Annotated in this window: 21 protein-coding genes; 14 read left to right on the top strand and 7 right to left on the bottom strand. The window is 74.1% G+C overall.

Annotation, left to right across the window (positions count from 1 at the left end):
* The first annotated feature begins 155 nt into the window (after positions 1 to 155).
* Positions 156 to 923 carry an intradiol ring-cleavage dioxygenase gene (locus ACN6LD_RS00795; protein ID WP_319197006.1) on the top strand — a complete coding sequence of 256 codons (768 nt, stop codon included), beginning with the start codon at positions 156 to 158 and terminating at the stop codon, positions 921 to 923.
* Between the two features lie 35 nt (positions 924 to 958).
* On the opposite strand, the gene ACN6LD_RS00790 is transcribed toward ACN6LD_RS00795, so the two are convergent.
* Positions 959 to 2,089, bottom strand: a complete 1,131-nt coding sequence (locus ACN6LD_RS00790; protein ID WP_445042191.1) for an FAD-dependent monooxygenase — start codon at positions 2,087 to 2,089, stop codon at positions 959 to 961.
* A 45-nt stretch (positions 2,090 to 2,134) separates the two neighbouring features.
* On the opposite strand from ACN6LD_RS00790, the gene ACN6LD_RS00785 reads away from it, so the two are divergent.
* The gene (locus tag ACN6LD_RS00785; protein WP_445042190.1) at positions 2,135 to 2,500 is read left to right on the top strand and encodes a DUF397 domain-containing protein; all 366 of its coding nucleotides are present in this window, start codon (positions 2,135 to 2,137) and stop codon (positions 2,498 to 2,500) included.
* A gap of 19 nt (positions 2,501 to 2,519) precedes the next feature.
* Here ACN6LD_RS00785 and ACN6LD_RS00780 read toward each other — a convergent pair whose 3' ends face one another.
* The 3 genes from ACN6LD_RS00780 to arfA form a co-directional block, all read right to left on the bottom strand.
* Positions 2,520 to 3,170, bottom strand: a complete 651-nt coding sequence (locus tag ACN6LD_RS00780) for a DUF4360 domain-containing protein (protein ID WP_057582947.1) — start codon at positions 3,168 to 3,170, stop codon at positions 2,520 to 2,522.
* 348 nt (positions 3,171 to 3,518) lie between these two features.
* The gene (locus ACN6LD_RS00775; RefSeq protein WP_319197011.1) at positions 3,519 to 3,977 is read right to left on the bottom strand and encodes an RrF2 family transcriptional regulator; all 459 of its coding nucleotides are present in this window, start codon (positions 3,975 to 3,977) and stop codon (positions 3,519 to 3,521) included.
* A 343-nt stretch (positions 3,978 to 4,320) separates the two neighbouring features.
* Positions 4,321 to 5,835, bottom strand: coding sequence for an arabinosylfuranosidase ArfA (gene arfA / locus ACN6LD_RS00770; RefSeq protein ID WP_319197013.1), 1,515 nt, complete (start codon positions 5,833 to 5,835; stop codon positions 4,321 to 4,323).
* A gap of 292 nt (positions 5,836 to 6,127) precedes the next feature.
* Between arfA and ACN6LD_RS00765 the strand changes: the two genes are divergently transcribed.
* From ACN6LD_RS00765 to ACN6LD_RS00755, 3 genes are read left to right on the top strand one after another with little or no spacing between them, the layout of a single operon-like run.
* A complete protein-coding gene (locus ACN6LD_RS00765; protein ID WP_445042189.1) occupies positions 6,128 to 6,751 on the top strand; it encodes a toxin-antitoxin system, toxin component family protein in 624 nt (207 codons plus the stop codon).
* A 41-nt stretch (positions 6,752 to 6,792) separates the two neighbouring features.
* Positions 6,793 to 8,127 (top strand): MAB_1171c family putative transporter, encoded by a 1,335-nt coding sequence (locus ACN6LD_RS00760; protein ID WP_445042307.1) that lies wholly within the window; start codon positions 6,793 to 6,795, stop codon positions 8,125 to 8,127.
* Complete coding sequence (locus tag ACN6LD_RS00755; RefSeq protein ID WP_445042188.1) at positions 8,120 to 9,520, top strand: NAD(P)/FAD-dependent oxidoreductase; 1,401 nt, start codon at positions 8,120 to 8,122, stop codon at positions 9,518 to 9,520. Before ACN6LD_RS00760 ends, ACN6LD_RS00755 begins: the two co-directional genes overlap by 8 nt.
* Positions 9,521 to 9,624: 104 nt before the next feature.
* On the opposite strand, the gene ACN6LD_RS00750 is transcribed toward ACN6LD_RS00755, so the two are convergent.
* Both ACN6LD_RS00750 and ACN6LD_RS00745 read right to left on the bottom strand, forming a co-directional pair.
* Positions 9,625 to 10,476: an SMP-30/gluconolactonase/LRE family protein gene (locus tag ACN6LD_RS00750; RefSeq protein WP_319196765.1), complete on the bottom strand. Its 852-nt coding sequence runs from the start codon at positions 10,474 to 10,476 to the stop codon at positions 9,625 to 9,627.
* Positions 10,473 to 11,246: an IclR family transcriptional regulator gene (locus ACN6LD_RS00745; RefSeq protein WP_319196763.1), complete on the bottom strand. Its 774-nt coding sequence runs from the start codon at positions 11,244 to 11,246 to the stop codon at positions 10,473 to 10,475. The genes ACN6LD_RS00750 and ACN6LD_RS00745 overlap by 4 nt, the downstream gene beginning before the upstream one ends.
* A gap of 132 nt (positions 11,247 to 11,378) precedes the next feature.
* Here ACN6LD_RS00745 and ACN6LD_RS00740 point away from each other — a divergent pair, with 132 nt between their 5' ends.
* Positions 11,379 to 11,978, top strand: coding sequence for a hypothetical protein (locus ACN6LD_RS00740; RefSeq protein WP_319196761.1), 600 nt, complete (start codon positions 11,379 to 11,381; stop codon positions 11,976 to 11,978).
* On the opposite strand, the gene ACN6LD_RS00735 is transcribed toward ACN6LD_RS00740, so the two are convergent.
* On the bottom strand, positions 11,968 to 12,882 hold the full coding sequence (locus ACN6LD_RS00735) for an ATP-grasp domain-containing protein (RefSeq protein WP_445042187.1): 915 nt from the start codon (positions 12,880 to 12,882) through the stop codon (positions 11,968 to 11,970). The two genes, ACN6LD_RS00740 and ACN6LD_RS00735, sit on opposite strands and share 11 nt — an antisense overlap.
* A gap of 406 nt (positions 12,883 to 13,288) precedes the next feature.
* Here ACN6LD_RS00735 and ACN6LD_RS00730 point away from each other — a divergent pair, with 406 nt between their 5' ends.
* From ACN6LD_RS00730 to ACN6LD_RS00695, 8 genes are all read left to right on the top strand, one after another.
* Positions 13,289 to 14,821 carry an acyl-CoA synthetase gene (locus ACN6LD_RS00730; RefSeq protein WP_319196759.1) on the top strand — a complete coding sequence of 511 codons (1,533 nt, stop codon included), beginning with the start codon at positions 13,289 to 13,291 and terminating at the stop codon, positions 14,819 to 14,821.
* Positions 14,818 to 16,365 carry a carboxyl transferase domain-containing protein gene (locus ACN6LD_RS00725; protein WP_445042186.1) on the top strand — a complete coding sequence of 516 codons (1,548 nt, stop codon included), beginning with the start codon at positions 14,818 to 14,820 and terminating at the stop codon, positions 16,363 to 16,365. Before ACN6LD_RS00730 ends, ACN6LD_RS00725 begins: the two co-directional genes overlap by 4 nt.
* 94 nt (positions 16,366 to 16,459) lie before the next feature.
* Positions 16,460 to 16,786, top strand: a complete 327-nt coding sequence (locus tag ACN6LD_RS00720) for a CU044_2847 family protein (RefSeq protein ID WP_057582924.1) — start codon at positions 16,460 to 16,462, stop codon at positions 16,784 to 16,786.
* A 409-nt stretch (positions 16,787 to 17,195) separates the two neighbouring features.
* Entirely contained in the window at positions 17,196 to 18,728 is a 1,533-nt protein-coding gene (locus ACN6LD_RS00715) for an FAD-binding protein (protein WP_445042185.1), read from the top strand.
* A 430-nt stretch (positions 18,729 to 19,158) separates the two neighbouring features.
* Positions 19,159 to 20,196 (top strand): rod shape-determining protein, encoded by a 1,038-nt coding sequence (locus ACN6LD_RS00710; RefSeq protein WP_319198220.1) that lies wholly within the window; start codon positions 19,159 to 19,161, stop codon positions 20,194 to 20,196.
* Between the two features lie 529 nt (positions 20,197 to 20,725).
* Complete coding sequence (locus tag ACN6LD_RS00705; RefSeq protein ID WP_319198218.1) at positions 20,726 to 21,820, top strand: glycoside hydrolase family 5 protein; 1,095 nt, start codon at positions 20,726 to 20,728, stop codon at positions 21,818 to 21,820.
* Positions 21,821 to 22,091: 271 nt separating this feature from the next.
* Complete coding sequence (locus ACN6LD_RS00700) at positions 22,092 to 22,940, top strand: LLM class flavin-dependent oxidoreductase (protein WP_319198371.1); 849 nt, start codon at positions 22,092 to 22,094, stop codon at positions 22,938 to 22,940.
* A gap of 120 nt (positions 22,941 to 23,060) precedes the next feature.
* On the top strand, positions 23,061 to 24,224 hold the full coding sequence (locus ACN6LD_RS00695; protein ID WP_445042184.1) for an FAD-dependent oxidoreductase: 1,164 nt from the start codon (positions 23,061 to 23,063) through the stop codon (positions 24,222 to 24,224).
* Positions 24,225 to 24,737 lie beyond the last annotated feature (513 nt).

Below are 24,737 nucleotides of genomic sequence, written 5' to 3'. Positions count from 1 at the left end.
AAAGCACCGAAAAGCCACGACGGCCTCCGCATCGCGGGCCCATGAGGGCGACCCCGGGCATGCCGTCCTGTCCTGTCCTGCAAGGCCCTTGACGTTCCGCCGGTTTGCCCGACTGACAGCCTCCGTACAGGAACCGTTCCTAAGGTGCCGTGTTCATGACAGACACTTCAGATGCGCGCACCCCCATCGGACGCCGCACCGTGCTCGTCGCCACGGGCGCGACCGCGGCGGCCCTTGCCGTCGGAGCCGCCGCCAGGCCCGAGGCCCCCACCCCCGAAGCGGACGGCACCGCCCCCGTCGCCGCCGCGGCCGTCTGCACCCTCACCAAGGAGATGACCGAAGGCCCCTACTACCTGGACGGACAGTACGTCCGCGCCGACATCACCGAGGGCAAGGCGGGCATCCCGCTGAAGCTCGCCCTCACGGTGGTCGACGACGACACCTGCGTCCCGATCAGCAACGCGCTGGTGGAGCTCTGGCACGCCGACGCCCTCGGCGAGTACTCCGGCTTCGTCGGCAACAACGGCCACACCGAGCCGGACAGCGGCACCTTCCTGCGCGGCGGCGTCCTGACGAACGCGTCCGGCGTCGCCTCGATCACCACGGTCTACCCCGGCTGGTACCGCGGGCGCTGCGTGCACATCCACGTCAAGGTCCACACGAACGTCACCCTGACCTCGGACGGCTCCTTCACCGGCGGTCAGGAACTGCATACCGGCCAGCTCTTCTTCGACGAGACGATCACCACCGCCGTCGCGCGGGTCTCCCCGTACTCCACCAACAGGGTCACCCGCACGACCCTCGCCCAGGACTCCATCTACGACGACGCCGGGGCCGCCTCCGGCCTGCTCACCCTGACGGCGCTGGGCAGCTCGACCTCGTCGGGCTACGCGGGAACGCTCACCCTCGGCGTCGAACGCTGACGCCCGCCATGTGAGCACCCCCGCCCGGCTGGACGTCACCCGAGGTGCGGTGGCGTCCAGTCGGCGTGCCGGAGGGCGACGCGCAGCATCACCGCGGACGGCACCAGCCGCACAGCGGTGTCGCGCAGGGCCATGGCGACGGGATGCGTCAGCCGGTGCCCCATCCGGCCGGCCTGCCGGGCCGCGCGGGCAACGGACTGGGCGCGCGGTCGCCGTATCGCGTCGTAGCGGCGCAGCGCGGACGCGGTGGTGGGCTCGGCCGCGAGACAGGAGGCGAGCACGGCCGCGTCCTCCAGCGCCTGACCGGCCCCCTGGCCGAGGTTCGGGGTCATCGCGTGCGCCGCGTCGCCGAGGAGCGCGACCCGGCCGACGGTGAACGTCGGGAGCGGGGTGACCAGTTCGCTGACGTCGTGGTGCAGGACGTCCTGCGGCCGGGTCGCGTCCAGGAGCGCCGGGACGGGGTCGTGCCAGCCGTGGAAGCGCCGGCGCATCTCGGCGAGGGGATCGGGGTGGCGGACGCCCGGCGGTGCGGTGAGCACCGCGTGCCACTCGGCCCGGCCGTCGGCGAACAGGATGTGCCCGAACTCGGCCCCCGCGCCCCAGGTCAGCTCCAGGTCGGCGGGCGGTTCGCGGAGCGGACGCGCGGTGACGGCCCGCAGGACCGTCGAGCCGCTGTGCACCGCGCCCGGATGTCCCGGGAACAGCTCCGCGCGCAGCCGGCTGTCGACGCCGTCGGCGGCCACGACGAGATCGGCGTCCCCGCCCGCGGCGTCGACGCCGGTCACCTCCACCCCGGTCTTCACGCACCCCTCGGGCAGCGCCTCGCGCAGGACGCGGTGCAGGTCGGCACGCAGAACACCGCCGACCGGCGTGCCGAGCCGACGCTCGAGGGCCGCGCCGTCCATCCGGGACAGCAGGCGGCCGTCGGGGGTGAGGGTGCCGCCCGTGTACAGCGGGCGCACGACGGTGCGGATCGCCTCGCCGACGCCCAGCGCGTCCAGCGCCCGCACCCCGTTGGCGTGCAGGGAGATGCCCGCGCCCACGTCGGCGAAGGCGGGGGCGCGTTCGAGGACCGTCACGTCCCAACCGATCCGGCGCAGCCCGATCGCCACGGCCAGCCCGCCGATGCCCCCGCCGACGACCACCGCACCGCGACCGCGTCCCATGCCCCACCCGCCCCCTCCGCCCACCGCGCGGCGGGCCGAGGCCCCATGATCGCCCAGGAGACCGGCGGCCTCTTCGCCAGGGTCAGCGAGTCGAGGACGTCGGCCTCCGCCCGCACCGTCTTGCCGGGTGCCGGGGCACGGTCCACCGCCTCCCGGCGGGCGGCCGGCTCGCCGACGATCGCCGCGACGGCGCCGGGCGCCTCCGCGCCGTACAGGACGCCCGGCGACTGTGTCGAGGTCGAGGTCGCGCTCGACGGAAGCGGGTCCGGCTGCAGCAGCGGCGGCGACCGCATGGAGGGCGCCGCCTGTCCCGCGCGGATCCATGTCCGAGACTCCGAGGCCGAGGGCGGTCCCGAGCTCGCCCTCTCCCCCGCCGCGTGGGCCGCGTTCGTGACCCACGCGGCGAAGTGACCCTAGGGTCGCGGACCGCTCACTTCGCCGGGCACTGCTGCCAGGCCATGTGGTAGACGGTGCTGAGGTCGCCGTCGGTCGAGTCCATCGTCATGAAGCTGACCTTGCTCGGCGAGGACGAGCCCGCGTTCACCCGGAGTTCGGTGTTGATGTTGAAGTTGCGCTGGACTCCGCAGGGGGCCCAGACGAGTTGGGCCCAGTCGGTGCTGTCGGTGGCCTGCCAGTTGTCGTTGTAGGAGCCGGAGAAGTTGTGGTTCTTGAACACCGTCTGCGACGACCCCTGGAAGTAGTACGAGGCCCGCTGCACGGCGCTCGCGCCGGACTGGAGTGAGGCGTAGCCGCGGTAGTCCGCCTTGGCGATGGCGTACGTGAAGCCCGACGGCACGTGGACGACCAGGTTGAGCTGGCAGTTCTTGCGGAAGGCCGTGGGGTTGGAGCCCCCGCCGACCTGGGCGAGGTAGTCGCTGTAGGTCACGGTGAAGGCGGTGTTGTCCTCGGACACGGCAACGGCGGCCGTGCCCGCGGGACAGCCGGAGCCGTTCACCGTGGCGACATCGATGACGATCTTGTCCGGCGGCGGGTTGTCGAACACGGGGGACGAGTTGTGCGCGGGCACCGCCGCGGTGATCAGAGCGGCGACAGCGCCGCCCAGAAGCAGCCCACTTGCCATGGTCACTCTCCTTGGTTCAACGGAAAACCTGTGGAGTTCCTGTGAAGAACTGGGGGGGCGATCGCATCGTAGGAATGCCACTGAGGCGCGGCCAGGTAGAACTCCGGCCATTCACCCAGTCCCGTTCACACCCCTCGGGATGCCCGAACTCGCCGGAAAACAATGGGAGTTGACCATTGCGTCCACAGGCCTCGGACAGTCCCGGCGTCGAGGAACTCCACACCGCTCAGAGCAGGACCCGTACCCCCGCTCGGAGCAGGACCCGGACCGCCGCTCGGAGCGGGACCCGGACCGCCACTCAGAGCCGGACCCGGACCGCCGCTCGGAGCGGGACCCGGACCGTCGCGCTCACGGGTTCTCCCAGGCCGCCGGCTCCGCCGCCAGCTCCTTCACCGGTACCGGCAGCGCGTCGGCGGCGATGTCCGCGATCGTGACGCCCTCCAGGATGCGGCGCACATTGGCCCGCAGTGCGATCCACAGCGGCAGCAGGGGTTGCGCCGACCCCGTGTACTCCAGTCCCGTCGGGCGTTCGCCGCGCACGGACACGATCGGGCCGTCCACCGCCCGGATGACGTCCGCGACGGTGATCGCCGCCGGGTCGCGGGCCAGCCGGTAGCCCCCGCCGCCGCCGCGCCGGCTGTCGACGATCCCGCCGCGTCGCAGGTCGCCGAGGATCCCCTCGAGGAACTTGTGCGGGATGTCCTGCTCGGCGGCGATCGCCTCCGCCTTCACCGGGTCGCCGCCCTGCCGCACGGCGAGCTCCAGCACCGCCCGCACCGCGTAGTCCGCTCTTGCCGAGATCCTCATGCGTCCATTTTGACATCCTCCCCTCTTGACAGAGGGGGATGGCGACCTGGTGGGGTCGAGGTTCACGGAACTCGACCGCCGGCGGAAGCGGATCCGGCCGCAGCCGGGCATCTTGCCCCGAGCCCAACGGCAGTTGAGCTTGCGCACCGCCACGGACCGTCCCATGACCTGCCGGATCGCCCACACGGCGATCCTGCGCGGTCCCTGCCCCGCTCCGCGGGAGCGGACGTTCACCCCCGCTCCTGAAGGGTCCTGCCGGAAGGTCGGACGCCCTGCCCGGAAACCGGGTGGGGTCAGCCGCGGGCCAGGCCCGCCGCCGACCCCGTCCAGGCCCCGACCGGTCCTACGCCAGCCGGATCACGTTCCACGACAGCGGCTCCAGCGTCGCCGTCAGCGTGCCGTCCGTCAGTGCGGTGCCCTCGGCCGGGTGCGGGGCGACCCGCTCGGGGTCGGCGAGAGTGTTGCGGGCGTCCGGGTCGGCGTCCGCGAGCACGCTGTGCTCGACGACCGACGTCAGCTCCAGCCCGTGCAGGGCGACCTGCAGCGGCAGTGCGTCGGCACGGCTGCGGTTCACGGCGAAGACGGTGACCGTGCCGTCCTCGGCGCGGACCGCGGTGGCGTGCAGCAGGTCCGCCGTGCCGTGCTTGCGCGTCTCGTACGTCGGCGAGTCCACCCGCACGTCCAGGACGGTCCCGCGGCCGTACCGGGACGCCTGCGCGAACGGGAAGAACGTCGTCTGCCGCCAGGCCGGGCCGCCCGGCTCGGTGAGGATCGGCGCGATCACGTTGACCAGCTGGGCGAGACAGGCGACCGTCACGCGGTCGGCGTGGCGCAGCAGCGCGATGAGGAGCGAGCCGAAGACGACGGCGTCGGTGACGCTGTAGTTGTCCTCCAGCAGGCGTGGGGCCTGCGGCCAGTCCCCCTGCTCGAGGCCCTTCGCGTGCTCCTCCCACTCGCGCAGGTACCAGACGTTCCACTCGTCGAAGGAGAGGTTGATCCGCTTCTTCGACTTGAGCCGCGCGCCGACGTGGTCGGCGGTCGCCACGACGTTGTCGATGAACGACTCCATGTCGACGGCGGAGGCGAGGAAGGAGTCGACGTCGCCGTCCTCGGGCCAGTAGTAGGCGTGCAGCGAGATGTAGTCGACGAGGTCGTACGTCTCGGCGAGGACCGTCGCTTCCCACTCGGCGAACGTCGGCATGGACTGGCTGGAGGAGCCGCAGGCGACGAGCTCGACGCCGGGGTCCAGCTGGCGCATGGCGCGGGCGGTCTCGGCGGCGACGCGGCCGTACTCCTCGGCCGTCTTGTGGCCGGTCTGCCAGGGGCCGTCCATCTCGTTGCCCAGGCACCACAGCCTGATGCCGAACGGCTCCTTGTCGCCGTGGGCGGCGCGGAGGTCGGAGAGGGCCGTGCCGGAGGGGTGGTTGGCGTACTCCTGGAGCTCCAGGGCCTCGGCGACGCCGCGTGTGCCGAGGTTGACCGCCATCATCGGCTCCGCCTGCGGGCCGATCTTGCGGAGGAATCCGATGTACTCGGAGAGGCCGAAGCGGTTCGTCTCCGTCGAGTGCCAGGCCAGGTCGAGACGGTGGGGCCGCTCCGCGGCCGGGCCGACGGAGTCCTCCCACTTGTAGCCGGAGACGAAGTTGCCGCCGGGGTAGCGGACGGCGGTGACGCCGAGTTCGCGGACGAGGTCCAGTACGTCGGTGCGCAGGCCCTCGGCGTCCGCGCTGGGGTGACCGGGCTCGTAGATGCCCGTGTAGACGCAGCGGCCGAGGTGTTCCACGAAGCTGCCGAAGAGACGGGGGTCGACCTCGCCGACGGTGAAGGCGGGGTCGAGGGTGAAGCGGGCGGTGCTCATCTTGGCCTTTCGGGTTCGGTCTCGCCCCGACGCCCGGGCGGCCGGCCCTCCCCGGACCTCCTCCGTCGCGTCGCGGCCTGGTGGGCCGGTGGGCCGCTCGGTTCGACATGCCGGAACGTGATCGCTACTTCGAACGGACCGTAGATTTCACAACGGCCGCTCGTCAATGCCTTCGGCGCGACTTCCGACAGCGCTTTCTGTCCTTGACCGTGCAACGACTTCTCGTGACGCGGACACAACCAGCCGCGTAGTCTCGGACCGGCCGTCGCCGGGCGGCCGGAAGGGGGAGCCGATGGACGTCGCGGGCGCGCGCGGGACGGCGGCCCGGATCGCCTCGATGCTGCGGCGCGCGAGGACCGGCCCGGCCATGCGCGAGCTGACCGGCGATCTCTCCGCCGCGCTGCGGGCACGCGCCGAACGGCCCGAAGGGGTGCGGGAGTTGTGCCGGGCCCTGTGCGAGGAACTGTCCGAGCGGCGTGGCGGACGGCCGGTGGAGGTGCGCTTCGAGCGGTTCCCCGACGAGATCGACGTGACCGGGCTCTGGGTGGAGTTCCAGGACTTCGATCTGGTCATCGTCGAGGAACGGGCCGAGGCCGTCCAGCAGTTGGTCATCCTCGGGCATGAACTGTGGCATCTGCACGCCGGGCACCGGCACCACCACCACGGCCTCGGCACGGTCGCCGCCGGCGTCCTGGCCGGCCGTTCCGGCTGGGAGTCCGCCGCCCTGGCCTTCGCCGCCCGCAACGGCTCCCGTGAGGACGACGAGGCCGAGGCCGACGACTTCGGCCACCGGCTGGCCGCCCGTTTCCGGCGCTACCTCGCCGGCTCCGGGCCGTCCGCCGCCCCGGGGGTCGCGGACACCGCCGCGGTCCAGCGGACCCTCGGCTACCGCGGACGCAGGGGGACGCTGCGGTGACCCACGGGCTGTACATCTCCTTCTGGCTGCCCACGGTGGTGATGGGCGCCGCCCTGGCCATCAAGCTGCCCAGCATCGTCAAGCTCTGGCGGGACCCGCTGCTGCGCGCGGTCGGCGGCCTGCTCGTCTTCGGCTGCGCGGTGTTCGTCTTCGCGGCGCCGAAGACGATCGCCTGGACCAACCGGGTCACCGGCGTGCCGAACATCGCCGCGCCCTGGGTGTACTCGCTGCTCACGGCACTGTCCGCGTCCTGGCTGCTGCTGATCATCGCCTGGCGCAACGGACGCACCGAGCGCTCGGCCCAGACCCGGCGGACGACCCGCCTGGTGGTCTCCGTCTACGCGGCGGTGGTGGTCGCGCTGTGGGTGCTGTTCGCGCTCGCCGACGTCCCCGTGGAGCGCATCCGGGACCTGGACACGTACTACGCCAACACACCCTTCATGCGCGAGGAGATCCTGCTCTACCTGGTCGCGCACACCGTGGCCTGCTCGGTCACGGCCCGTCTGGTGTGGAACTGGAGCCGCACCGAAGGCCTCGACGCGTGGCTGCGCTGGGGACTGCGCTTCCTGGGGGCGGGCTATGTGACGAACCTGCTGTTCAGCGCGGCCAAGCTGACGGCCGTCGGCGCGCGTTGGACCGGGCACGACCTGGACTGGCTGAACACCGGCATCGCGCCGTCGGCCGCCTGCGTCGCCGCCACGCTCGTCGCGATCGGCTTCATCGTGCCGCACGCCGGCCAGTACCTCCAGGAGCGGTGGCGGGTGCGCCGCCGCCACCGGAGCCTGCAGCCGCTGTCCCGGCTGATGCGGAGCGTCACCGGCGGCCGGGAGCCGTTCGACCTGCGCGCCACCCCGGAACTGCGGCTGATCCGCCGTGAGACGTTCATCCGCGACGCCCTCCTCCCGCTGGCCCGCCGCCTGGACGACGATCTGCGCGCCCGGGCCTACGACGCCGCCGTCGCCCTCGGCGTCGAACGCGGCCGCGCCCAGGCCCTGGCCGCCGCCGTGGCACTGCTGGACGCCGTGGAGGCGCGGGAGCGCGCGCAGCACCGCCCGGCGGCCCCCGAGGCGACCCGGCCCCCGCGGAGCGACGGCGGGGCCGCCTCGCCGGCTTCCGTCGCTCCCCCGGCTCCCCGAGCCGCCGCCACGTCCGCGGCGTCCCCCGCTTCGGTCTCCGCCCCTCCCGCAACGTCCCCCGCGTCCGCCTCTCCCTCTCCTTCTCCCTCTCCTTCCCCTCCCTCCGTCTCCGGCCCGGACACCACGTATCTCCTGCGGGAGATCCAGGCCGTGTCCCAGGCCCTGCGCCACCCCGACGACATCCAGGCGGTCCGCGCCCGCGCGGCCGCCCCGGCAGAGAGCATCTCCACGCATGACTGAACCCTCCAACCCCGCCAGAACCGCCGTAGTCCTGGGGGGATCCCATGCGGGCATGCTCGCGGCAGTCGCCCTGACCGGCCTCGCCGACCGGGTCGTCGTCATCGAGCGGGACGTGCTGCCCGACGGCCCCGCACCCCGCAAGGGGCTGCCCCAGGCACGTCACGCCCACATGCTGTGGTCGGGCGGGGTGCGGGCGGTGGAGGAGCTGCTGCCGGACGCCACCGGGGCGCTCCGGGCGGCCGGGGCGCGCCGGGCCCCGGTGACGACGGACATGGTGGTCCTCGGCCCGCGCGGCTGGTTCCGCCGCTGGCCCGAGTCGCACCACGTGATCCTGGCCGGCCGCGACCTCCTGGACGCGACGGTCCGGGCCCGGGTGCTGGCCGACGAGCGGGTCGAACTGTGCTCGGGGGCCGAGGTGACGGGGCTGGTGGGGGACGCGGGCGCGGTCACCGGCGTGCGGGTGCGGGAGGGCGGCGCGGAGCGCGTCGTCGAGGCGGGCCTGGTCGTCGACGCGAGCGGGCGCGGGTCGCGGGCTGCGGGCTGGCTGACGGAGCTCGGGCTGCCGGCCGCGGAACGGCGCGAGGTGGACTCCGGACTGGCCTACGCCAGCCGGCTGTACCTGGCGCCCGAGCCGGCCCGCTCCGGGTACCCGATCGTCAACGTGCAGCCCGACCCGCGGGACGCCGGCCCCGGCCGCGCCGGGTTCCTGCTGCCCATCGAGGACGGCCGCTGGATCGTCACCCTCAACGGCACCCGGGGCGGCGAACCCTCCCCCGACGGCGACGACTTCGTCCGCTTCGCCCGCGAGGAGCTGCGCCACCCCGTCATCGGGCAGCTCCTCGAACAGGCCGAGCCGCTGTCCGAGGTGGCGTTCACCCGGTCCACCGTCAACCGCCGCCACTTCTACGAGCGGGCGCCCGCCTGGCCCGACGGCTTCGTCGTCCTCGGCGACGCCCTCGCCGCGTACAACCCGCTCTACGGGCACGGCCTGGCGGTCGCCGCGCAGAGCGCGGTGCTCCTGCGCGACACGGTCCGGCGGCACGGGTGGGGCGCGCCGGGGCTGTCCCGGCGCGCGCAGAAGGCGGTGGCCCGGCCCGTCGCGACCGCCTGGGACCTCGCCGTCGGCCAGGACGTGTTCTACCCCGGCGCGACCGAGACGGGCCCCACCCGGCGGGACCGGCTCGTGGCCGCGTACGTCGGCCGGCTGATGCTCACCGCCACCGGCAACGGCCGCATGGCCCGCCGGGTGACGGACGTGACGTCGCTGGAACGCGGCCCTCAGGTTCTGCTGTCCCCCTCCACGCTGGCCGCGGCCGCCGTCGGCCCTCTCCGCCCGCCCCTGCCCGGCCCCCCGCTGACGGTGGACGAACGCAAGCGGGCGGGCCTGCCGTAGACGCCCGGCGCCCGCCCCTTCCCGGTGGGGGCGGAAGGGTGTCAGGCGTCAGGGCGTCGGGCCGTCAGGCGACAGACCGTCAGGCCGTCAGGCGCGGGCGTCGGTCAGCCGGCGAAGGCCGGTTGGGGCACGCCCTGGCCTGCGTTCGGGAGCACCAGGAGGGAGCCCGCCGTCGGGTGGGGGGCGTCGAGGCCCACGCGGGCCGTGGTCACGTACAGGTCCGTCAGGTCCGGGCCGCCGAAGGCGCAGGCGGTGATCCTCGGGGCCGGCAGGTCGATCTGCCGGTCCAGGACGCCCGCGGGGGTGTAGCGGCGTACCGCGGCCCCGTCCCACAGCGCCACCCACACGCAGCCGTCGGCGTCGACGGTGAGGCCGTCGGGGAACCCGGCCCCCTCCTCGATCGCCACGAAGGGACGCCGGCCGGACGCCCGCCCGTCCGCCGAGAAGTCGAAGACGTCGACGCGGCGCGTCGGCGAGTCGACGTAGTACATCAGCGTGCCGTCCGGGCTCCAGCCCGTCCCGTTGCTCACCGCCACGTCGTCGAGGACCACCTCGGCCGACCCCTCGCCGGTGAGGCGGGACAGCGTGCCGCCGCCGGGGGCCTCGTCGTAGCGCATGGTGCCGGCCCACAGGGAGCCGTCCGGGGCGACGGCCGCGTCGTTGGCACGGCGTCCCGGGACGGGCTCGTGGCGCAGCCAGCGGAAGCCGCCGTCCGGATCGAGGAGGCCCACGCCGTCCCGCAGGTTGAGGACCAGGCCGCCCCCCTCCCGGGGCTTGGCCGCGCCGACGTGCTGGTGGGTCGTGCGGACCGTGCGCCGGCCGGTGGCGGGGTCGTACGCGTGCAGCCGGCAGCCCAGGATGTCTATCCAGAGCAGCCGGCCTGCGGCCGGGTCCCACGTCGGCCCCTCGCCGAGCACCGCCCCGGCCCGCACGGCCACCTCGTACCGGGTGGTCATGCCGCGCTCCGGTAGCCGAGCAGCTCGGACAGCTCCCCGGCCCCCTTCACGGCGAGCTGCTCCAGATCCCCGCGGCGCTCCTCGCTCCAGCGGATCATGGGGACGGAGATGGACAGGGCCGCGACGACCTGCCCCGTGCGGTCGCGCACCGGCGCGGCCACGCAGCTGACGTCCGGATTGGACTCTCGGTTCTCGACCGCGACGCCCCGCTCCCGGATCTCGGCCAGGGCCGCCCGCAGCGCCTTCGGCTCGGTGATGCTGTTCGGGGTCATCCGCACGAGTTCGGCGTCGTCGGGGATGCGCGCGGTGAGCTCCTGCTCGGGGAGCGAGGCCAGCAGCATCTTTCCGACGGAGGTGCAATGGGCGGGCAGACGGCGGCCGGCGGCCGACACCATCCGGACCGCGTGCGTGGAGTCGACCTTCGCGATGTAGATGACGTCGGCCCCCTCCAGGATCGCCACGTGCACCGTCTCGTCACACGTTTCGGCGACGGTGCGCGCGATCTGCTGACCCTCGGCGGCGAGGTCCAGCTGCTCGGCGTACCGGCTGCCGAGCTGGTAGGGACGTACCCCGAGACGGTATCGTCCGGGTTGTCCGGGGACGGGCACGATGTACGCCCGGGCGGAGAGTGTGGTCACGAGTTCGTGCACGGTGGTGCGCGGAAGCTGGAGCTTGCGCACGATGTCGGGGGCGGAGAGCGTACCGTCCCCGTCGAGGAAGAGCTCGAGGATGTCGAGAGCTCGGGTCACGGCAGGTACGAGGCGTCCCACGACCGGCCCCCTCCCTTAGTCTGTAGTCTCAGTGCCCGTGTTCGAGATATCAACAGGCGATCGGCATGACGAACACAGGCTGTCATAAGGTGTTGCGGCGGGCAATGGTCGTGAGTCGCGCGGTGGTCCAGGATGGGGCGCATGCCGACCCAGAAACGCCTCGCGGGCTCGTTCACGCCGCTCGACTTCCAGCTGGTCCTGCTGCGCCGCATGGCCGATCACAATCCGGATCTGGTGGAGAACGCCCGCCACGAACTGGGCGTTTCCCTCACGCAGATGAGGGAGGCCAACAAGCGCTGGCAGGCGATGGTCCACTCCCCGCACGCGCGGGGCTCGCTCTCCCGGCACCGCTCGGTCCTCGGCGAACCCGAGTCGAGAACCGCCCGGCGCGTCGGCGACCTCGACTGCGAGGCATGGCTCTGGCCGCTCCCGCTCTGGCCCGACCTGCGCTTCGAGGTGCTGCTCGCCCCGAACGGCTCGGTCTGGAACGAGTGGCTGGTCCGCGCCCCGGGGGCAAGGCCGCCGTTCCTGCAGTCCCTGGCCGACCTCAGCCCCTGGTCCTGCACGGTCGACGAAGCCGCCCACGCCTTCGCCCCGGCCCGGCCCCTGGAGGGCACCGCCCCCGCCCGCTGGGGACTGGCCTTCTCCGCGCCGGACGGGCGGGGGGCCCGGCGGGAGGTCGTCGCCGAGTTCACCTGGGGCCTGCTGCAGCGGACGGCCGTCAGGGAGTGACGGCGGCTCCCCGGTTCCGCGTGCCGTCCGGAGCCGCCCCGGCAGCCGTCAGGATGCCCGCGACGACGGGCGGCACCGACCGCGGGTGCAGGAACAGGAAGAGGTTCGGCTCGACCAGTTCCAGCTCCATCACCCGCGGCTCCCCGTCGTCGCCGTCCACCAGGTCGACGCGGGCGTAGAGCAGCTCCGGCGCGTCCGGCACCGCGGCCAGGGCGCGCTCGGCGACGGCCAGCTCGGCCGGGGACGGCGTCCAGGGCTCCAGGCCGGGGTGGGCGACCTTGTCCGCGTCGAAGGCGGCGCCGGGGGCGAGGACGGCCCGCTTGCGGCTGGCGTGCAGCAGGCGGCCGCCGAAGAACTGCAGGGCGCGCTCGCCGCCGGCGTCGATGCCCCGCACATACGGCTGCACCATCGCCGTCAGCCCCTCGGCGTGCATCCGCGCGAGGTGGCGGACGGCCGTCTCGTGGCCGTCGGGCGAGTAGCGGGCGGCGTAGCGCGCGCCGGCCCCGGAGGCGGGCTTGATCACGTACTCGTCGCCGTCGGGCAGTTCGGCCGGCTCGCCGGGCGCGAAGTAGCGTGTCGGCACGGTCGGCACCCCGGCCGCCGCCAGCTCTCCGAGATACCGCTTGTCGGCGTTCCAGCGCACCACGTCGGCAGGGTTGGCCAGCCGGGTGAGGGCCGCGACCTTGCGGGTCCAGGCCGCGAACTCGTCCGCCCGCCAGCTGTAGTCCCAGGTGGAGCGGATGACGACCAGGTCGTACGCGGCCCAGTCCACGTCCGCGTCGTCCCAGAAGACGCCGTCTGCCTCCGCGCCCGCTTCACGCAGTGCGCCGAGCAGCACCGGGAGGTCGGCGTCCTTGCTCGGCTCCGGCCGGGGGTCGTAGGTGACGAGCGCGATACGGGCCACGACGGACTCCCTGTTCGTACGACTGTCCGATCACCGGAAGGCTAACAAGACCGCCCCCGCACCGGCCCGGCCGACCTGACCGGGCCCACATGGGCTCACCGCACATGGGCCCGCCCTGTATGGGGTCACCGCACATGGGCCCACCCTGCACGGGGTCACCGCACATGGGCCCACCCTGCACGGGGTCACCGCACATGGGCCCACCCTGCACGGGGTCACCGCACATGGGCCCACCCTGCACGGGGTCACCGCACATGGCCCGGCCGTCGTGAGCGGGCGTGGGCCCGGTCGGCCTCGGCCGCGCGGTCGAGGCGCGGTGGAACGGGCAGGACGGGGAGGTGCGGGCGCGGCGCATGGGGTAGGAACCTGCTTGTCGCCCACCTCAGCCGTGCAAGGAGTCCGTCCCGTGTCGCCTCTCTTCCCCGCTCTGACGAACGATCCGTCCGGCCGCCCCGCCCTGCGGTTCGGTGAGCGTTCCCTGTCCTACGCGGAACTCGCCGGGGCGGCCCGCGCCGTCGGCGGACGCGTGCGGGAGGCGACGGACGTCCACCCGCTCGCGCGAGGCGGGGAGCGGGGAAGGGTCGCCGTGTGGGCCACGTCCTCCCTCGAGACCGCCGTGGGCGTGGTGGGCGTGCTGCTCGCCGGGGCGGCCGCCGTGCCGCTGAACCCCAAGTCGGGCGAGAAGGAGCTCGGGCACATCCTGTCGGACAGCGCGCCGAGCGCGGTCCTGGCGGCCGCGGGCGACGAACTGCCCGCGCCGTTGCGCGCGTTGCCGCGGATCGACGTCGACGTGGACGGGCACGGCGGCGCGCGTCCGGCGGCGGACGGCGAGCCGCTGAACGGCGAGGCGTCGTACGGCGAGGCGTCGTACGAGCCGTCGGACGACGAGGAGCCCGCCCTCGTCGTGTACACCTCCGGCACCACCGGGCCGCCCAAGGGCGCGGTCATCCCGCGCCGGGCGATCGCCACGACCCTGGACGCGCTCGCCGACGCCTGGGAGTGGACCGGCGACGACGTCCTCGTGCACGGACTGCCGCTGTTCCATGTGCACGGGCTGGTGCTCGGGGTGCTCGGGCCGCTGCGCCGGGGCGGGTCGGTGCGGCATCTGGGACGGTTCGACACGGAGGGCGTCGCACGGGAGCTGACCGCCGGCGCGACCATGCTGTTCGGGGTGCCGACGATGTACCACCGCATCGCCGAGGCCCTGCCGTCCGACCCCGGGCTCGCCGAGGCGCTCGCGGGGGCGCGACTGCTGGTGTCCGGCTCGGCCGCGCTGCCCGTGCACGACCACGAGCGGATCGCGAAGGCCACCGGACGGCGGGTGATCGAGCGGTACGGCATGACGGAGACGCTGATGAACACCTCCGTGCGGGCCGACGGGGAGGCCAGGGCGGGCACCGTCGGCGTGCCGCTGCCGGGGGTGGAGCTGCGGCTCGTCGAGGAGGACGGGTCGGTCGTCGAGGCGTACGACGGGGAGAGCGTCGGCGAGATCCAGGTGCGCGGGCCGAACCTCTTCACCGCGTACCTCAACCGGCCGGACGCGACGGCCGCCGCCTTCACCGCCGACGGCTGGTTCCGCACCGGCGACGTGGCCGTCCGCGACCCCGACGGATATGTACGGATCGTCGGACGCAAGGCGACCGATCTCATCAAGAGCGGCGGCTACAAGATCGGCGCCGGCGAGATCGAGAACGCCCTGCTGGAGCATCCCGGGGTGCGGGAGGCCGCCGTCACCGGGGAGCCGGACGCGGACCTCGGCGAGCGGGTCGTCGCCTGGGTGGTGCCGGCCGATCCGCAGTCGCCGCCCGGTGAGCGCGAGTTGGCCGACCACGTCGCCCTCCGCCTCGCCCCGCACAAGCGACCTCGCACGGTCCGCTACCTGGACGCCCTGCCCCGCAACGACATGGGAAAGATCATGAAGCGGGCGCTGCCGGCATGACGGCGCAGCGAGCGAGCGCACGGGAGTTCATCGCCCTGGTCGCCGACGGGTTCCACGAACTCCCGCACGGGGAGCGGAAGTCCCCGCCGGACGGGCCGCTCGGCTGGCCCGGCTACGACGCCTCGCGCGAGCGCGCCGCCCGGCGCACCGGCGAGTCGGAGTCCGTGGTCTGCGGCGTCGCCGACGTCGAGGGGGTCCGAGCGGTGCTGATCGCCTTCGAGTTCGGCTTCCTCGGCGGCTCGCTGGGCGAGCGCACCGGCGACCGGCTGGTCGCGGCGTACGCGTACGCCCGCGAACACCGGCTGCCGGTAGTGCCGTTGGTCGCCACCGGCGGCAGCAGGATGCAGGAGGGCATGCTGGCCCTCACCCAACTCCAGCGCGTGGCACGCGAGTCGGCGCTCACCCGGGAGGCCGGGCTGGCGCAGATCGCGGTGCTGCGGGATCCGACGACCGGCGGCGGCTGGGCCACCCTGGGCGCGGGCGCCGACGTGGTGCTGGCGCTGCCGGGCGCGCAGGTCGGCTTCGCCGGCTCACGGGTGCGGCCGCCGGACGCCGACCCGGCCGCCTACACGGCGGAGGCGCAGCTCACGGCGGGGGCGGCGGACGCGGTGGTGCCCGTGACGCAGCTGCGGGACGTACTGGGTCGCTGGCTGCGCCTCCTGACCGGCGGGACGACCGCGGCCGGACGACCAACGGAGGAAACCGCCGCCCCCGGCGGACCGTACGCGCCCGAGGCGAGGGCGGCACAGCCCGCCCAGCACCCGCACACCACATCCGGCCCGCAGCCTCCCGCCGGTCCCGCGCAGCCGCCCCCAGGGCATGCGCCCGCCTCCGCCGCGCCCGGCACTCGGGCCCCGGTCGAGCCCGCCCCCGTGCCGGGCGCCCTCGGGGCGACGGATCTCCCGCGTACCGGCCGGGACGCGGTGCGACGCGCCCGTGCGCCGGAACGACCCCGTGCGCAGGCCTACTTGGACGCCTACTTCACCGACCGGCTCGCGATCTCCGGCGACCGGTGCGGCGGGACCGACCCGGAGGGGATGCTGTGCGGCTTCGGCCTGCACCAGGGCCGTACGGTCGCGTACGCGGCGCAGACCGGTGCGGCGACCCGGCCCGCCGGCTACCGCACGGCCGCCCGGCTGATCCGGCTCGCCGGCCGGCTCGGCGTCCCGGTGCTGACCCTGGTGGACACGCCGGGCGCGGCCAACGACGCGCAGGCGGAGCGGCAGGGCGCCGGCGCGGCGATCGCGGACCTGTTCGGCGCGGTCGCCGCCGCGCGCACGCCGCTCACCACGCTGGTGATCGGCGAGGGCGGTTCCGGCGGCGCGCTGGCGCTGGCCGCTCCCGGGCGCACCTGGGCGACCCCGGACAGCTATTTCTCCGTCATCGCGCCGGAGTCGGCGGCGGCGATCCTGAAGCGGCCCCCACAGGAGGCGGACGCGACGGCGGATCAACTGCGCCTGCGACCGCAGGACTTGGCGGAGCTCGGGGTGATCCGCACCGACCAGGCGCACGGAACGCAGGACAGTCGCGCGCACCGTCCGTGACAATGAAGACGCGCAGAGCGGCGGTGCGGGAGGGACGACCGCGCGGAACGCGGAACGTGGAACGCGGAGCAGAGAAGGGGTTACGGGGGAGACCGTGGACGGACTGGTGGAGTTCAGGACGGACGACGGCGCCGTGGTCGCCGTGGAGGCGGTCGCGGAGGGACGGTCCGGTTCCCGGCTGGTGGCCCGCGGCGACGGGACGGTGCAGGCGGCCCGCACCTTCGAGGGCGCCCTGGAGGGCGTGCGCGCCGCCGCCGAGTCCGCGCTGCGGGTGTTCCGGGAGGGGACGCTGCAACCCGACGGCGTCGAGATCGAGTTCGGCGTGAAGCTGTCGGCGGAGACGGGCGCCATCATCGCCAAGGGCACGGCGGAGGGGCATCTCGTCGTGAAACTGACCTGGTCGCCCTCCGCCGGCTCGTGAACAGCGCCGGACGGCACGCCCGGATCGAGAACGGCGGCCGGGTGGCCGGCACGGGCTTTCCCGTCACCCCGCGCAAGGTGACGACCTGCGCCCCTGTCGGGGACGGGCCGCGCCGGACGCCCTGTCGGTGACGTTCGCCGAGCGGCCTGGCGCGCCGGCCGTGCCGTCCCTGCGGGATGGCCGACGGAAGCCGGCGCGACGGCGCGACCGGCCTCGCCGTCCCCCGCCGTCCCCGAGCCGGCCCCGCGGGCTCGTCGTCCACGGCTTTCGCGGCGCCCGCCTTGTCGCAGCGGGGGCGGGGCGCGCGGTACCCGCCGCGGGCACATACGTCCGAACCGCTGAAGCGGTGAACTGCCTTAGGCTGTGGGAGATTTGAAGATTTCATGAAGATCGAGAGGTGGAATTACGCATGTCTCGCACACCGTCCCGACGTACCGTTCTGCGCGGACTCACGGTCACCGGAGCGGCGGTGGTCGCCTTCGACACCGCGTCCCGCTCCTGGGCCGCGACCGCCGCCGAGTCGGGGACCGCCTCCGCCTCCGCGTCCACGTCTTCAGCGTCCTCCGCGTCCGCGACGTCCGCGACCCTCGCCAAGGTCCCGCGGCTGGACGGAACCCTCCTCACGGACGCCCCGTCGCTCACCGCCGCCGCCGACGACTACGGGCACATCGTGCACCGCCGCCCGGCGGCGGTGCTGCGCCCGGGCTCGGTGCGCGACGTCGTCGCCATGGTCCGCTTCTGCAACGACCACCGGCTGCCGGTCGCGCCGCGCGGCCAGGGGCATTCCCCGTTCGGCCAGGCGCAGGCCGAGGGCGGCCTCGTCATCGAGACCGCCCCGCTCTCGGGCATCGGCTCCGTGAACACGGCGTCCAGGACGGTCACCGTGGGCGCCGGCGCCAAGTGGAGCGCGGTCGCCCGGGCCACCCTCGCAGAGGGCCTGACACCCCCCGTGTTCACCGACTACCTCGAGCTCTCCGTCGGCGGCACGCTGTCTGTGGGCGGCCTCGGAGGCCAGGCCCACCGGGTCGGCGCCCAGGTCGACAACGTGACGGAACTGCAGGTCGTGACCGGCGCGGGCGAACTCGTGCGCTGCTCCCCGTCCCGGCGCCCCGACCTCTTCCGCGCCGTCCTGGCCGGCCTCGGCCAGTGCGCCGTCATCGTGGAGGCCACGCTGCGCCTGGTGCCCGCGCCCACGACCGTGCGCCGCTACCAGCTGACCTACGGCGACCTTGCGACCTTCCTCGACGACCAGCGCGTCCTCGTCCACGAGGGCCGCTTCGACTACGTCGAGGGCCAGGTCCACGCGGACGCCTCCGGCGCGTTCGGCGTCCACGTCCTGGAGGCGGTGGCATACGGCCCGCCGGTCGGCCCCGCCCCCGACGACGCGGCTCTGCTGCGCGGCCTGCGCCACGACCCGGCCACCGTGCAGATCGCCGACCAGCCCTACTACGACTTCCTCGACCGCCTCGCCCCCGTCATCGCGGCCATGAAGGAGGCGGGCATCTGGGGCTTCGCCCACCCGTGGCTGAACCTGATGCTCCCCGGCGCGTCCGCCGCGGCCCTCGGCGCGCAGGTGCTGGACGGGCTCACCCCGGCGGACGTCGGCCCCGGCGCCGTCATCCTCTTCTACCCCCTGCTGCGCGAGCGTCTCACCACCCCGCTGCTGCGCACCTCCGACGACGAGATGTCGTACCTCTTCGACATCCTGAGCGCGGCCGCGCCGGACGACACGGCCGCCGTCGACCGCCTCCTGGCCGTCAACCGCTCCGCCTACGACACGGTCGCCGCGGCAGGCGGCACGCACTACCCCGTCGGCAGCATCCCCCTCACCCCCGCGGACTGGCAGGCCCACTTCGGGCCGGCATGGGCAGCCCTGCAGTCGGCCAAGTGCACCTACGACCCTCGGGGCATCCTGGTCCCGGGCCAGGGCATCTTCGCCTGACAGAACGGGCACGAGCAGGGGGCGGGTGCACGGGGCGAGACGAACAGGGGGACCGGGAGTACCAGGCCCGGAGCACGGGGCGAGCACAGGGCACGGGGGAGCACCAGATCCGCGGCACGGGGCGAGCACGGGGCACGGGGCGAGTACGAGGTCCGGCGCGGGTACGGGGGCGCGGGGCGAGCACGGGGCAGCGCGCTCCAGGGCGCGGGCGCAGACCGCGGCCCGGCCGACGGCGGGCCGAGGGCGACGGGCGGGGCCCCTCGCCGCACCTCACCGCCCTTCACCGCGCGCCGTCTGCGGAACAACCCCCATTCAGCCGCGCCCCACCCGGCCCACCTGAAAGGGCGGTCCCCTCCCCGCCCGCGCACGATGCGTAGGGAGGCCTGCCGACCGGCGGCCCCCACGGTCTGTGCTCTCGGGAGGACCTGCCATGACCGCCAGTCTGGAGCAGCTGCGCCGCTGCCACTTCGCCGTCGACCTGGGAGCGGCGCGGACGCGGGTCTATGTGAAGGGGGCCGGGCTGGTCGTCGACCAGCCGTCCGCCGCCGCCGTGAACACCCGCACGGGCGCGCTGATCGCGGTCGGCGAGTTCGCAGAGAAGATGACCGGGCGCACCCCGCACTACATCCGTGTGGTGCGCCCGGTCTCCGGCGGCACGGTCGTCGACATCGAGATGGCGCAGCGCATGCTGCGCCATCTCATCGGCGACAAGATCCGCCGTCAGTTGCGCCGCAAGCCGTTCCTGCGGGCCGCCGCCTGCACCCCGCACGACGCCGACCCGCTCGCCCAGCGCGCCGCGATCGAGACCCTGGTGGGCCTCGGCGCCCGGCGCGTCGAGCTCGTCGACACCCTGATCGCGGCCGCCGTCGGCTGCGGACTGCCCGTCGAGCGCCCCGAGGCCACGATGATCATGGTGTGCGGGGCCGCCGCGACCCAGGTCGCCGTGCTGTCCCTCGGCTCGATCGTGACCGCTGAGCGCATCCCGGTCGGCGGCGAGGCCGTGGACCACGCGATCGTGCAACACCTCCGTCACGAACACGAGTTGATGCTGCCGAGCCAGTCCGTACGGCCGCTGCAGCTCGCCCTCTCCGGCAACGGCCTCACGCCGCAGGGGCCCGCGTCCACCGAGATCCACGGACGGGACGTCGCGACCGGCCTCGCCCGTTCCGTGCAGGTCGACACCGCGGCCGTCCGCGACGCCATCGAGACCCCGCTGACCGCCGTCCTGGACGGCATCGGCAGAGTGCTGCGGGAGTGCCCGCCCGACCTGGTGGCCGACCTCGCCGACCGCGGGATCATGATGGTCGGCGGCTCCGCCCTGCTGCCGGGCTTCGACCAGATGCTGCGCCAGGCCACCGGGATGCCGGTGCACATCGCCGAACGCCCCGACATCTGCGCCGCCCAGGGCCTGGGCGCGATGCTGGAGGGCAAGATCGAACCGCTGACCCTGAACCCGCTGGGCGCCTGAGCGACACGCGGGGCGGCCCCGCACCCCCGGGAGCGGGCCGCCGGGCGCGGGCCGCCGAGGGGACCCGCGCGGGCAGGCACGGGAACGCACCGGCACGCGGGGCACGCCCAGGCACCGCAACGCACGGGCACGCGGAGCACGCGCAGGCACCGCAACGCACCGGCACGCAGGAAACGCGCAGGCACCGCAACGCACCGGCACGCAGGGAACGCGCAGGCACCGCAACGCACCGGCACGCAGGGAACGGGCAGGCACCGGCACCCGCCGAAACACACCGGCACGCAGGGCACGGGAACGCACCGTTGCGCACCGGCACGCAGGGCGCGGGAACGCACCGGCAGGCACGGGAACACCTCGGCTTTACCGGCGTCACACGTGCGAAACCTTGACGATCACCTGGCCGGGTGCCACGATTCCGGCGCCGCCATGTTTACGTAAACACCCGCCACCGCAGGGCCGCCTCGGGGGTGCCGCGGGTTCACCGCGAAGCTCGATGGTTACGTAAACATCGTCTTGAAAGGGCACGTAGATGCGCAAGTCCCCCACCGCAGCGTCCTCCGTCTCCCCCCGCCTGCGCGCCGCGTTCGCCGCGGTCGCCGTCGCCGCCGTCACGGGCGCGACCCTGGCCGGCAGCCCGGCCTCCGCCTCCCCCACCGCCGCCTCCCCGGCGCACCACGGATCCCGGCCGGCCGCCGACACCACCCAGTTCAAGGGCGTGAACTGGGCAGACCCACGCGACAACTTCGCCGACGACTACCTGCAGCTGTCCGGCCTGAAGACCACGGACAGCTACCGGCAGACCTACGCCAAGGCGACCCGGATCATCGCGGCGTTCCGCGCGAATCTCGGCGCGAACACCGTGCGGCTGCCGATCAACCCGTACACGGTCAACGGCGCGTACTGGAAGGCGTACCGCGGAGTCATCGACGCGGCCTCCGACCAGGGCTTCAAGGTCATCGTCTCCTACTGGGAGGGCACGGGCGCCCAGAAGGACGGCTTCATCGACGACGAGGCCGCCTACTGGCCGATGTGGAACACCGTCGTCAAGGCGTACAAGAACGACAAGCGCGTCTACTTCGAGCCGATGAACGAGCCGCACGGCTACACCGACGCCCAGTGGGCCGACATCGCGGCGAAGTGGCTGTCGACGTACTCCAAGGTGCCGCGCAATCGCGTCTTCGTCAGCGGCGCCGGCTACAACGACCACGTCACCACGGTCTGCGCGGACCCGCGCCTGAAGGGCACGTACCTCTCCCTGCACCACTACGGGTTCTGGAAGGACTACGCGACCTACGACCAGTGGGTGGCCGACCTGAAGGTGCGCATCGGCGACTGCGCGAGCCGTACCGTCGCGGACGAGTTCGGCGCCCCGATGACGACCGGTCTGAACTACGACGTGAAGACGCCGGACGACAACTTCGTCAACTTCATCCAGGCCGTCACCGACACCTTCCGCGAACTGAAGATGGGCTCGGTGTACTGGCCGGGTCTGCGCACCGACGACATCTACTCGGTGCAGACCCTCGTCGGCCCCGCCGACCGCCCCTGGCTGGCCACCACCAACCAGTCCGGCGCCGACCGCCTCGCGTGGGCCTGGGGCCGCGGCAAGCCGGTCAAGGGCTGACCCCGGGGCTGCTCGCCCACCCCGCTCTCCCCACCCCGCCCGCCACCCCGCTCCCCCCACCCCCGTCCGCCACCCCGCTCCCCCCACCCCCGTCCGCCACCCCGCTCCCCCCACTCCCCCCACCCCGGAGGCTCCGCCCCGACGCTCGTCGGTGCGGAGCCTCCGCGGCCTGACAGGAAGCAGGTTCCGAGCCATGACGAACACGACGAACGTGGCGCACGAGGCGAAGAAGGCGCACGAGTCGCACGAGGCGCGCGTGCGGATCGGCGTCATGTACGACCGGGACTGGGCGCCCGAGGGCCTGCCCGGGTTCGCACGGGAGGCCGAGACGCTCGGCGTGGACGACCTGTGGGTGGTCGAGGACCTCGGGTGGAACGGCGGGGTGTCGGCGGCGGCCGTGGCACTGGGAGCCACCGCACGCATCCGGGTCGGCATCGGCATCGCCCCCGCCCCGCTGCGCAGCCCGGCGCTGCTGGCCATGGAACTGGCCACGCTGGCCCGTGTGTTCCCCGGACGGCTGGTCGCCGGGGTCGGACACGGGGTGCGGGAGTGGATGGAGTCGGCCGGCGTGGCCCCCCGGTCGCCGCTGGCCCTGCTGGAAGAGACGATCACCTCCGTGCGCGCGTTGCTGCGCGGTGAGCGGGTCGAGCTGGACGGCCGTGAAGTGCGCCTGGACGGCATCGCGTTGGTGCATCCTCCCGCCCAGGTCCCGCCGGTGGTCGCGGGCGTGGTCCGGCCCCGCTCACTGGAACTGGCGGGACGGGTCGCGGACGGCGTCCTGATCGCCGAGGGCCACGGGCCGGGCGACCTGGAGAACACCCGGGCCCTGACCGCCAAGGGCGGCGCCGGCCCCGAGCACACCCTGACCGTGCTGTCGTTCGCCTGCGTGGGCGACGACGCCGACGAGGTCGCCCGCACCCTGCACCCGCACACCGAGGGCCACGGCGCATGGCTCGGCCGCCCGCAGGACGAGGTGTTCACCGTCTCCGGCACACCCGCACAGGCCGCCGACGACGTCCGCGCCCTGCACGCCTCCGGCGCGGACACCGTCGTCCTGCGTATCGTCGGCCCCGAACCGCTCGGACAGCTCGCGGCGCTGCTGGCGTCCCTCGGGCGCTGACGCCGGGGAACTCCCGCCCACCGCCCCGACGTTCCCCCGCACAGGATCGCGGGCAGGACGACCCGTGCACGTCCGGAAAACGTCCGGACCCGTCCGGACACGGAGAGAACGGGGACAGGGATGGCGCGCGTACTGGTCATCGGCGGCGGGATCGCCGGCGCCGCGGCGGCGCTGGCGCTGCGGAAGGCGGGGCAGCGGGCCGTCGTGTACGAGGCGCACCCCGACTCCGCCGAGGACGTCGGCGCGTTCCTCACCCTCGCGAGCAACGGCCTGCGGGCGCTCGCCCAGATCGACGCGTCGGACGCGGTGACCTCGCTCGGCTTCCCGCTCACCTCGATGCGCGTCGTGGACGCGACCGGCGCGGAGGCGGCCCACGTCCCCCTCGGGGAGGCCGGCGACCCGCGGCTGCGGTACCGGTGCCTGCGCCGCGGCGAGCTCAGCGCGGCGCTGCAGGCGCTGGCCGTGCGGCGCGGCGTCGAGATCGTCCACGGCGCGCGCCTCGTCTGCGTCTCGGAGGGCCCCGAGGGCGTCACCGCGCACTTCGCGGACGGCGGCTCGGCCACCGGAGACCTGCTGCTCGGCGCGGACGGCCTGAACTCCACGGTCCGCCGGGCGACCGCCCCCACCGCGGTGCCGTGTCACGCGGGGCAGCGCGTCTTCTACGGCTACACCGCCGACGCTCCGGTGAGCGACGTCGACGAGACGGCGTGCATCACCATGATCCGCGGCAGCGCGGTCGCCTTCGGCCATATGACGTCCCCCGGCGGGGAGACCTCCTGGTTCGCCCGCGTCGACGCCGACGAGCCGCTGACCGCCGACGAGATCGCGCACGCGGGACCCGGCCACTGGCGCGACCTGCTCGTCCCGCTGCTGCGCCCGGACCGAACGGCCGCCGCGGACATCGTCGCGTCCACGAAGGCCCCCGTGCTGGTCACCGACGCCGCCGAGGTCCCGAACGGCACCCCGTGGCGCTCCGGCCGCACGCTGCTGATCGGCGATGCTGCGCACGCGGCCTCCCCCGCGACCGGACAGGGCGCGTCGATGGCCCTGGAGGACGCGGTGATCCTCGCGAAGTGCCTGCGCGACGCCCCGGACCACGAGTCCGCGCTCACCCTCTACGAGACGCTCCGCCGCCCCCGCGTGGAGCACAACACCACCGTCAGCGGCAACATCTCCCGCGGCACCCACACCCCAGCCCCACGGCCGTCCGCCGGCCCGCCCCCGCCCCGCCCGGCCGGCGACACCCTCACCCGCCAACTGGACTGGAACGCCGGCCTGGTCTAGCCCGGGCAGGCGCGATGTCGGCGCCGGCCTGACGGGCCCGAGGACGCGGTCCGCCCGGCGACCCGCGGCTGCGGTACCCGAGGATGCCGACCTGCACCCACGCGGAGGCGTTCGGCCCCGTGCGCGTCCTCGACGCCTTCGCCGCCGGCGACGAGGCCGTGGCCGACGCGAAGGACTCCGACCACGGCCTCACCGCCGGCGTCGCCCGGGACAGGGTGCGGCCGGCGGCTGGTGCGGTGGCTCGAGGCCGCGCCCACGGACAGCAGCCTGCTCGTGCTGGAACTCGGCGCCGGATTCAATACCCCGGGGGTGATCCGCCTGCCCATGGAGGACGTGGTGCGCCGGACGCCCCGGGCCCGCCTCGTCCGGATCGACCCCCGACACCCCGACGTACCCTCAGACCTCGGCGAGCGGGCCCTCTCCGTCCCCCCTCGGGGCGGACCGGCTCCTCGACCGGCTCGAATCCTGACGGGTACCGGCGGGGCACCCACGTCACCACACGAGGAGACCCAT

The organism is Streptomyces sp. SAS_272, assembly GCF_052543235.1.
The sequence above is the reverse complement of the archived record's forward strand: the minus strand, read 5'-3'. Positions and strand labels throughout refer to the sequence as shown.